This window comes from Streptomyces sp. NPDC111744 (genome assembly GCF_055634995.1).
In genome coordinates, this window is sequence record NZ_JBVKCG010000002.1 from 679,742 (window position 1) to 689,862 (window position 10,121).

Genomic DNA, 10,121 nt, shown 5'->3' on the forward strand with positions numbered 1-10,121 from the left:
CCACGGTGATCTTCTGGGAGAGATCGCCCTGCGCCACCGCGGTCGTCACCTGGGCGATATTGCGGACCTGCGATGTGAGATTTCCGGCCATGAAGTTGACCGAATCGGTCAGGTCACGCCAGACGCCGGCGACCCCGGGCACCTGCGCCTGGCCGCCCAGTCGTCCCTCGCTGCCCACTTCGCGGGCGACGCGGGTGACCTCGTCGGCGAAGGCGGAGAGCTGGTCGACCATCGTGTTGACGGTCTCCTTCAGCTGGAGGATCTCCCCGCGCGCGGGCACGTCGATCTTCTGGGACAGATCGCCTCTGGCCACCGCCGTGGCCACCTGGGCGATGTCACGGACCTGTGTGGTCAGGTTGCCCGCCATGGCGTTGACCGAGTCGGTCAGATCCGCCCAGGTGCCGGAGACCCCGGGGACCTGCGCCTGGCCGCCCAGCGTGCCCTCGGTGCCCACCTCGCGCGCCACCCGCGTCACTTCCGACGTGAACAGGGACAGCTGGTCGACCATGCCGTTGAAGACCGTGGCGATGTCGCCGAGCAGGCCCTGCCCGTCGGACGGCAGCCGGGTGCCGAAGTCACCGTCCCGTACGGCCGTCAGCCCGGCCAGCAGCTGCCGCAGCTCCTGCTCGCCCGGCCCCTGGACCTGGGCGTCCATCGACGTGCCGCTCATGCACACCCTCGTTCCGCTCCCGGAGAGTCCCCACCCCGAGGACCCGGAACCTCGCCGGAGCCGTAGGGCTCCGCCCACCAGCGGCGATTCTGCGTTCGGCGGTCTCGCCCGATGGGAAATCGGTCGCAGATTAACTCAGTTGTCGCCCGACAACCAAAGTCTGGCCGAACATCTCAGAGCACCGAAACCGGGATGAGAAAAGTGGAATACCGAAGCCGGTTCAGGGTACCCGGTCGGGTTTGTCGAAGGAATGCGCCCATGGAGAATCCTGCCGACCGTCGTCGGGACGCTTCCGTTGGCGTCGTCAGGCCGCGATGGCGTCCTGCACGGTCGGGTGGCAGGTGGCGAGGGTGTCGAGTCCCACCAGCTGAACGGTACGCAGCACGGAGTCCCGGACCCCCGCCAGACGCAGCCATCCCTGCGCGGCCGAAGTCACCTGGTGGGCGGCGATCAGGGCGTTGATCCCGCTGGAATCCATGAACGTGACGCCGCTCAGATCGACGACGACCCGACAGCCGGCTGTGGGGTCCGCCGGAGGCATGGCCTGGGCCAGAGCGCCCACACTCTCGTAGTCGATCTCGCCTCGGAGGCCGAGCACGGTGATGCCGTCGACGTCGGTCCGGGTGACGGACAGCTCGCCGCGCTCCATTGCTTCTTGTTCGTCTACCACGTGAGTCCTCCGCACCCTCGGTCCGGGCCGCGTCACCTTTCTGCAGCCAACGTGCCCAAGGATGGGGAGGGCGATGCACGAGACGGGGCATTCGAATCTGGACGGCGCGGGAGTACTACGGTGGATCGCCGGGTAGACGCGCGCCCATGAACGGGGTATCGCGGATCGTCGGCAGGGAGTCTGTCCCGCCCGAGGAGTGTTCCCGGATGGCGGATGCTGCACCTGCCGATGTCACCATCGCTCTGGACGGGGCGGACGGCTGTATCGCCGACGCGCGGAACCAGACATCGCGCTTCCTGACGCGCGCTCAGTCCGAGCACGGCCTGCCGATGACGGCTCGCGCCATGGAGCTGGCGCAGCTGGTGGTCAGCGAGCTGGTCACCAACGCGCTGAAGTACGCGCCCGGACCGGTACTGCTGCGCCTGGGTGTCGCCGACGGCATGGTGGAGATCGAGGTGTGGGACTCCGATCCGACACTTCCGCTGGCCCGTGCGACCGAGGCCGGACGGGTGGGTCAGCACGGCCTGGAGATCGTGCTGGCGGTGGTGCAGGGCTTCGAGACACGACGGGAGCCCGTGGGCAAGCGGATCACCGCCCGGCTGGCGTTACTCGACTGACCGCCGCCGAGCTTCGAGCAGCGAGTCACCCTGTTGACCATCGGCTGCTTGCGTAGTCGCCGGCCCGGGCCCCTCTCCCGGGCGTGCGGCCGGTGCGGTCGTGCGAGCGGCGGGGTCATCGGCCACCGGGGCGGCCGCAGCGCGCACCGCACTCGTTCGGCGTAACGTGAGGCGCCGGGGCGGCTTCGAGCCACGCAGGGTGCCCGATGCCGTGCGTCGGCCCGCCGGTCCCCCGTGGCCTGCACCCCTCACGAGTCAGGAGCGCACCATGGCGACACCCGTCCGCCGGCCCGCGGGCCGCGGCTCCGCTGCCCGGCGCACCGCCGTCGGGCTCGTCACCACCCTGCTGACCGTCGGCGCGTGCAGCGTGCCGGCCGCGGGGGAGGACGCCCACCGCGTGCCCGATGCCCCCGCCCCGCCGGGCGCCGACCTCCACGGGCGGTCGGCCGCGTCATACGTGGCGACGGCGTCCGCAACCTGCGCCGACCAGGTCTATACGGGAATGACCCAGGCGCAACGAGTCGGCCAGCTGTTCATGGGCGGAGTCGCCGCGGCCCGCCCCAGCACCACGGACCTGAGCACCCTGCGCACCTACCACGTCGGGTCCGTCATGCTGACCGGGCGCAGCTCCGCCGGAACCACGGCGACGAAGAAGGTCGTCGACGGCATTCGCGCACAGGCGGACACGGTCGCCGGCCGACGGGTCGGGATGCTTGTCTCCACCGACCAGGAGGGCGGGCAGGTCCAGGTGCTCAACGGCCCGGGCTTCTCGGTCATGCCCAACGCCCTGACCCAGGGCACGTGGAGCACGGCAACACTGCGCGCCCGCGCCGAGACCTGGGCGCGGCAGCTCAAGGCGGCGGGTCTCGATCTCAACCTGGCCCCGGTCGCCGACGTGGTGCCCGCGAGCCTCGGCACCCGCAACGCTCCCATCGGCCGCTACTACCGCGAGTACGGCCACACCCCCGACGTCGTGACCTCGCACACCGGCGCCTTCGCCACGGGCTTCCGCAACGCCGGGGTCATGACCACCGTCAAGCACTTCCCCGGCCTGGGCCAGGTCACCGGCAACACCGACACCACCGCGAACGTGGTCGACTCGGTGACCACCACCTCCAGCCCGAGCCTCACGCCGTTCCGCAGCGCGATCACCGCAGGCTCGCCGTTCGTGATGATCTCTTCGGCGAAGTACACCAAGATCGACTCGAAGCACCTGGCCGTGTTCTCCCCGACCGTCATCAACTCGCTGCTGCGCACCAAGTTCGGCTTCAAGGGAGTCGTCATCTCCGACGACATCGGCCAGGCGGTCGCGGTACGCGCCTACACCCCGGCGCAGCGGGCGGTGGACTTCCTGGCCGCGGGCGGCGACATGATCCTCACGGTCAAGCCGTCCACCGTGCCGGCGATGGCACAGGCGGTGCAGTCCCGGATGGCGACCGACGCCTCCTTCCGCACCCAGGTCACCGCCTCCGTACACCGAATCCTCGCGGCCAAGACCACGGCGGGCCGACTCACCTGCGGCTGAGAACCCGCTCGCGTCATATTTACTTATGACTGGTTGAGCAGTCCAGGCTGATAAACCTAGTGTTAGTACATGTGAAGACAGACATGGCCGCCGATGCGGGCGGTATACGCGATCTGAGCGACGCCACCCGGCTCGCCTCCGAGCTCCGGCTCGCGGTGGGCCGCATGACGCGGCGGCTGCGGCAGGCCCACGCGGTGGGGGACGTGTCGCTCTCGGAGGTGTCCGTGCTCGCCCGGCTCACCGCCGACGGACCCGACTCCCCCACTTCGCTCGCCGAGATGGAGCGGGTGCGGCCGCAGGCCATGGCGAGCACCGTCGCCCAGCTCGAACAGCGCGGCCTGGTCCGCCGTACTCCCGATGCCGCGGACGGGCGGCGGAGCATCGTGGCCGTCACCGAGGACGGGCGGGCCATGCTCGCCGAGCGGCGCTCCGAATCGGTCCAGCGGCTCGCGGCCGTCCTCGACACGTTCTCCGCCGAGGAGCGTGAGGTCCTCGGGGCGGCCGTGCCGCTCCTCGGCCGGCTGGCGGAACAGCTGTGAGCGCACGCGTGTGGCCCGGCTCGCTGCGTTCGGCCCGCCACAAGGACGCCCCTCCCGGGCCGGGCTACAAGTGGGTCGCGCTCTCGAACACCACACTCGGTGTGCTGATCGCCACGATGGACGCGTCGATCGTGATCATCTCTCTGCCGGCGATCTTCCGCGGCATCGGCCTCGACCCGCTCGCACCCGGCAACATCGGATATCTGCTGTGGATGATCCTGGGGTACCTGCTGGTCTCCGCCGTCCTGGTCGTCGTGCTCGGGCGGCTCGGCGACATGTTCGGACGGGTGAAGATCTACAACCTCGGGTTCCTGATCTTCGCCTGCGCCTCGGTCGCGCTGTCGCTCGATCCGTTCCGCGCGGGGGCGGGCGCGCTGTGGCTGATCCTCTGGCGGATCGTGCAGGCCTTCGGCGGGTCCATGCTCACCGCCAACTCGGCCGCCATCCTCACCGACGCCTTCCCCGCCCGGCAGCGCGGCATGGCTCTGGGCATCAACCAGATCACCGCACTGGGGGGCCAGTTCCTCGGTCTGCTCGCGGGCGGTCTGCTCGCCGCCGTCGACTGGCGTGCCGTGTTCTGGGTGAGCGTCCCGGTCAGCATCACCGGCACCATCTGGTCGTACCTGAGCCTGCGCGAGACCTCGACGGGCCGGCCCGGGCGGATCGACTGGCTGGGCAACATCACCTTCGCGGCGGGCGCCGGCATCCTGCTGGCCGGCATCACCTACGGCATCCAGCCCTACGGCGACAGCGCCACCGGCTGGGGCAACCCGCTGGTCCTGAGCGGCCTGATCGGCGGCGTCGCCCTGCTGCTGGCCTTCTGCGTCATCGAGCGGCGCGTCGCCGAGCCCATGTTCGACCTGGCCCTGTTCAAGGTGCGGGCGTTCGCCGCCGGCAACCTGGCCGCCCTGCTGACCGCGATCGCGCGCGGCGGGCTGCAGTTCATGCTCATCATCTGGCTGCAGGGCATCTGGCTGCCGCTGCACGGCTACGACTTCGAGGACACCCCGCTGTGGGCCGGCATTTTCATGCTGCCGCTCACGCTCGGGTTCCTCGTCGCGGGTCCGATCTCCGGCTATCTGTCGGACCGGTTCGGCGCCCGGTTCTTCTCCACCGCCGGCCTGGTGGTCGTCATGCTGTCCTTCCTCGGCCTGCTGGCGCTGCCCGTCGACTTCGGCTACGGGCTGTTCGCGGCGCTGCTGCTGCTCAACGGGCTCGGCCAGGGCATGTTCTCGGCGCCCAACACGTCCTCCATCATGGGCAGCGTCCCGGCCGAGTACCGGGGGGTCGCCTCGGGCATGCGCTCGACCTTCCAGAACTCCGGTACGGCGCTGTCCATCGGTGTCTTCTTCTCCCTGATGGTCTCCGGACTCGCCTCCTCGCTCCCGGGAACGCTGAAGAGCGGGCTGATGGCGCACGGCGTGCCGGCCGCCTCCGCCGCGCACGCCGCCTCACTGCCGCCGGTGAGCACGTTGTTCGCGACGTTCCTCGGCGACAACCCCATCGAGCACCTGCTCTCCTCCGAGGGCGTCCTGACCCATGTGACCAGCGCCCAGCGGTCCGTACTGACCGGCCACACCTTCTTCCCGCAGCTGGTCTCCGGTCCGTTCCACCACGGCCTGGCCATCGTGTTCGGCGTGGCCGCGGGCATGGCCCTGGTCTCCGCCGTGGCCTCCGCCCTGCGCGGCAGCCACCGGCCCGACCAGGACCGCCAGGAGCCGAAGGACCAGCCCCGGGCGCGGACGGCACCGCCCCGGCACAACGCGCCGTCCTGAAAGACACGGGTGGCCCGGCGGACGTCCGCCGGGCCACCCGCGATCCGCTCAGGGACCGACGGTCACGGGTACGAGGCGAGGTTCGCCACGTTGGTCGAGGAGTTCGAGGGGCCTCCGGTGTTGTTGATGACGTGGCTGATGGTGCCGGTACCGCCGAGGGAGACCGTCACCATGCTGGTGAAGCGGACGCCCGAGTTGTTCGGTGCCTCGACGGCGTGCGCCGCGACCACGCTCGGGTTGACGTTGAAGTAGCAGTAGCTGCCGAGTCCGTACACCTGGTGGCTGGTGACCGAGTCGGCGACCTTGTAGGCCGCGTAGCCCTGGGTCGAGCCGTTCATCCAGGCCGCCTGGTTGGGCGGGTCGTACGGCATCTCGTTCTGGTAGAAGTACGTGCGCCCGCCGTTGCCGTTCCAGACGGTCTGGTACTTCTGGAAGTGCTCGACGAACAGGCCGTACATCGTCACGTTGTCGCCGTTGACGACCAGGCCGGTGTCGGCGGTGTTGCTGGTCCAGCCGACTCCACTGCCGTGGTCGGCGCGCCAGATCCACATGTGGTCGCCGATGACGTTGTCGCTGTTGACGACCAGGCTGGTGGTGGCCTTGCCGACGCCCGCGCCGCCGACGCGGAAGTACACGTCGTGCAGTGAGGTCGGGTCGGCCGCGTGCGAGGCCGAGGAGCCGCTGGGACCGACCTCCACCAGGGTGCTGGAGTTGGTGGTGCCGGCGTCGAAGAGCAGGCCCGCGATCTGGACGCCGTCGACGTCCGCGACCTTCATGGCGGTGACGCCGTTGTCCGGGACGAAGGTGGCGAGGCCGAGGCCGAGGACGACGGTGTCGGCGCGGTTGATCTGCAGGGTCTGGTCGAGGTGGTAGACACCCGGGGTGACCAGGAGGTTCTTGCCCGCCGTCAGGGCCGCGTTGATCTGGGAGGCGGTCGCGCCCGGCTTCACGATGTAGAAGCTGTCCAGGGAGAGCGAGCTGCCGGCGGCGGAACCGGAACTCCAGCTGGTGCCGGAGGAGTTGGACCGCGTGGACGGCACGAACACCTGGTAGTTGCCGGCGCCGTCGACGTACAGGAACGGCTTCTCACGGGTCACCGGGCTCTGCGCGACCGTGGTGTCCGGCGGGCTGGGGAAGGTGGTGGACGGCACGCCCGTACTGCCGACGAAGACCATGTTCCAGTTGGAGCCGGTCCAGCTGCCGAGCTGCGAGTTGCGGGTCAGCCACTGCTGCTGACTGCCGGAGTTGACCTGCCCGTTGATCTGGCTGTCGGCGATCAGGCCGCCGCTGGACCAGCCGCCGTCGTCCAGGGCGAGGTTGCCGCGCAGATGCACCCGGCGGTAGGCGGACGCCTGCGAGACGGCCCAACGGTCGCTGCCACTCGTCGGGTTGACGGAGAGGTTTTCCGCGCCGCGCCAGAAGTTCTGGGTGGCGTTGCCCTGGAACCAGTCCGCCTCGGCGTGCACCGCGCCGTTTATGGACACCGCGTCCGGGGACAGACCGAGGCCAAGGACCTGGGTGTAGAACCCCACGTTCACGTCCGCGCTGTAGGCACCGGGCTTGAACATCACGGCGTAGCGCTGGGAGCCGAACTGGTTGGTCTGCTGCTGCTGGAAGATCGAGTCCAGCTTGCTCTGGATGGTCGAGGCCGACATCGACGGGTCGAAGATCACCACGTTGGAGCCCAGGTCAGGGTTGCTCGTCTGAGCCACGGGCACGACCTGGAAACGCTGGGCGGCGGTGCCGTTGCAGGTGTACTGCACGAACTGCACGCTGTCGGCGGTCGAGGCACCGGGGTCGTCCAGGCACTTGCCGCTGTTGCGGTTGACGAAGTGATAGGCGCCGCCGCCGTCGTCCACCGGCAGCCACTGCTGGTTGTTGCCGCCGCCGTAGGTCCACAGCTGCACGGCCGCGCTGTCGGCCGTGGAGACGCCGGTGACGTCCAGGACCTCGTTGGTGTTGTTGGCGTTGTTGATGCGGACGTAGCCGCCGCTGGTGGCGGTGAAACTCCACTGCTGGGCGGTGGAGTTGTTGCAGGCGTACTGCTGCACGACGGTGCCGTCGGCGGTGGCGGCCGCCTTGGCGTCCACGCACTTGCCGCTCGCCGCGTTGAGCAGGGTGACGTTGCCGGTGGGCAGCGTGGCCGCGGACGCGGGGGCGGCGGCGCCGGCCGCGGTCAGCAGGGAGGCGGCGACAACGGCCACCGCTGCGGCGGCCGTTGCTCTGCGCCGCCGGGGAAGGCTGGGCACGGGTTCTCCTGTTCGGGGGTTCAGCCGGTGTAGCCGGCGAAGACGCGCGTGTAGTCCCAGTTGGACTGGCTCACGCCCGAGCAGCTGTCGGCGGAGCCGCCGGTGCAGGGCCGGTCGCGGTTGGCGGACCAGAAGGTGAGCCGGGCCAGGTGGTGCTGCTGGGCATAGGCGAGGATGGTCCGGAAGTCGGCCACCGTCACGGTCTCGTTGTTGTCGGTGATGCCGTTCATGGACGAGATGCCCATGTCCCGGTAGGCCGTGTCGTCGCTGTAGCCGTACGCGTTCTTCAGCGCGTTCTTGAGCCCCTCGGCCGCCTGGGTGGTGAGGTTGCCCATGTTCTGCCCCGCGCCGCCGAAGTCGAACGGCATGATGGCCCAGGCGTCGACGGTCAGCCCGGAGGACGCGGCCCGGTTGATCAGGCTGGTGTCGGGGCCGCTCTGGCCGGTGCCGATGGTGATGTACACCTTCAGGCCGGGATTGTTGGCCTTCACGGTCTTCAGCGCGTCCACGGTCCGCTGCTGCACGGTGCCGTTGCTGTAGGCGTCGGCCTCCAGGTCGATGTCGATGGCCTTGAGACCGCCGTAGGCGTTGATAACCTTCTGGTACGCCGCCGCCAGCTCGCCCGCGCTGGAGCAGGAGCTCTCCAGCTTGTTGCCGCTGTAGCCACCGAAGGACGGGATGACGTCACCGCCGTTGGCACGCACGGTGTTGACTGTCTGCTGGTCGACACCGCCGGTCAGCGCCCGGCTGCCGTCCCACTGGGGGTTGCAGTAGCCGTTGCTGAGGACGAAGGCCAGCGTGTAGTACTTCACCCCGGTCGCGTTGGTGATCGTGGTGGGGCTCGGCGGGTCGCCCCAGCCGTTGTACAGGTAGGGCGCCACGGCCATCGGCGAGGACGGGGTGGTACCGCCGTCGGCCGCCGGGGCGGTCCACTTCTGGTTGGCGCCGCCCGAGCAGGTCCAGATCTGGGCGCGGGTGCCGTTGGCCGAGGAGTTGCCGGTGGCGTCCAGGCACTTGTTGGCCTGCGGGTTGACGATGTCGTGGGCCGAGGTGACCGTCCACTTCTGGTTGGCGCCGCCGGTACAGGTCCACAGCTGGGCCTTGGCGCCGTCGGCTGTCGAGTTGCCGGTCACGTCGAGACACTTGCCGAGGGCGCGTATGGTGCCGTCGCTGCCGACGGTCCACTGCTGGGCGGCGGTGCCGTTGCAGTCGTAGAGCTGGACGGCCGTACCGTCGGCGGAGCTCGCGCCGGCGACATCGAGGCACTTGCCGGCGAGGCCGGTGATGGTGCCGGTGGCGGCCTGCGCGGGGGACGCGGCGAACAGGCCTGCGGAGAGCGACAGCGCAGCTAGGGCGACTGCCGTGGGCAGAGGTCTGGCCATTGCGGGGGATTGGCCTTTCACGCGGGGGGATGCAGCACGGTTTGTGCCCAACACCCGAGTTGTTCACCGGGTGTTGAGCCCATCCGTGAGGCTTTGTTTAAGGCGTGAAACTAAAGGTCCGGACCAGTGCCGTCAAGTGCGGGAGCGCTCCCTTCCCGGAATCACAGGAAAACCTGACGATGATGTGAACGGCGCTGTCACGGCGTCGGCGCCGCCGCGAACTGGGTGCGGTGGAGTTCGGCGTACCGCCCGTCGGCCACCAGGAGTTCCCCGTGGGTGCCGCGCTCCACGATCTGCCCGGCCTCGACCACCAGGATCTGGTCGGCGGCCCGGATGGTGGACAGCCGGTGGGCGATGACCACGGCCGTGCGCCCCTCCAGCGCCTCGGTGAGGGCCTCCTGGACGGCCGCCTCCGAGGTGTTGTCCAGATGGGCGGTGGCCTCGTCGAGGATGACCACACGCTGACGGGCCAGCAGCAGCCGGGCGATGGTCATGCGCTGGCGCTCACCGCCGGAGAGCCGGTAGCCGCGCTCGCCGACCACCGTGTCCAGGCCGTCGGGCAGGGTCCGTACGACCTCGTCGAGGCGGGCCCGGCCGAGGGGTCTGGCACAAGTTCCGTGAGCCGGTTGCTGACCGTGACGTCAGTGGCATGTGTTGAGATGACGGGACTCTGTTCGCCGACTTGCTGGGAGAT

8 protein-coding genes and 1 pseudogene are annotated in these 10,121 nt (G+C 69.6%); 4 read left to right on the plus strand and 5 right to left on the minus strand.

Going from position 1 to position 10,121, the window contains the following annotated elements; genetic code table 11:
* Both ACZ7OO_RS07185 and ACZ7OO_RS07190 read right to left on the minus strand, forming a co-directional pair.
* Positions 1-670, minus strand: a 670-nt coding sequence (locus ACZ7OO_RS07185; protein WP_471502294.1) for a HAMP domain-containing protein, incomplete at its 3' end; no start/stop codon positions are given.
* Between the two features lie 304 nt (positions 671-974).
* Positions 975-1,340 carry an STAS domain-containing protein gene (locus ACZ7OO_RS07190; RefSeq protein WP_471502296.1) on the minus strand — a complete coding sequence of 122 codons (366 nt, stop codon included), beginning with the start codon at positions 1,338-1,340 and terminating at the stop codon, positions 975-977.
* Positions 1,341-1,546: 206 nt separating this feature from the next.
* On the opposite strand from ACZ7OO_RS07190, the gene ACZ7OO_RS07195 reads away from it, so the two are divergent.
* The 4 genes from ACZ7OO_RS07195 (at position 1,547) to ACZ7OO_RS07210 (ending at position 5,796) form a co-directional block, all read left to right on the plus strand.
* On the plus strand, positions 1,547-1,957 hold the full coding sequence (locus ACZ7OO_RS07195) for an ATP-binding protein (RefSeq protein ID WP_471502298.1): 411 nt from the start codon (positions 1,547-1,549) through the stop codon (positions 1,955-1,957).
* A gap of 268 nt (positions 1,958-2,225) precedes the next feature.
* Complete coding sequence (locus tag ACZ7OO_RS07200) at positions 2,226-3,482, plus strand: glycoside hydrolase family 3 N-terminal domain-containing protein (RefSeq protein WP_471502300.1); 1,257 nt, start codon at positions 2,226-2,228, stop codon at positions 3,480-3,482.
* Between the two features lie 71 nt (positions 3,483-3,553).
* Positions 3,554-4,021 (plus strand): MarR family winged helix-turn-helix transcriptional regulator, encoded by a 468-nt coding sequence (locus tag ACZ7OO_RS07205; RefSeq protein WP_471502302.1) that lies wholly within the window; start codon positions 3,554-3,556, stop codon positions 4,019-4,021.
* A gap of 116 nt (positions 4,022-4,137) precedes the next feature.
* Entirely contained in the window at positions 4,138-5,796 is a 1,659-nt protein-coding gene (locus tag ACZ7OO_RS07210; RefSeq protein WP_471502382.1) for an MFS transporter, read from the plus strand.
* A 62-nt stretch (positions 5,797-5,858) separates the two neighbouring features.
* On the opposite strand, the gene ACZ7OO_RS07215 is transcribed toward ACZ7OO_RS07210, so the two are convergent.
* The 3 genes and pseudogenes from ACZ7OO_RS07215 to ACZ7OO_RS07225 form a co-directional block, all read right to left on the minus strand.
* Positions 5,859-8,045 carry an RICIN domain-containing protein gene (locus tag ACZ7OO_RS07215; protein WP_471502304.1) on the minus strand — a complete coding sequence of 729 codons (2,187 nt, stop codon included), beginning with the start codon at positions 8,043-8,045 and terminating at the stop codon, positions 5,859-5,861.
* 20 nt (positions 8,046-8,065) lie between these two features.
* On the minus strand, positions 8,066-9,427 hold the full coding sequence (locus tag ACZ7OO_RS07220) for a ricin-type beta-trefoil lectin domain protein (protein ID WP_471502306.1): 1,362 nt from the start codon (positions 9,425-9,427) through the stop codon (positions 8,066-8,068).
* A gap of 197 nt (positions 9,428-9,624) precedes the next feature.
* Positions 9,625-10,026, minus strand: a pseudogene (locus ACZ7OO_RS07225) (ATP-binding cassette domain-containing protein); the annotation flags it as partial.
* Positions 10,027-10,121 lie beyond the last annotated feature (95 nt).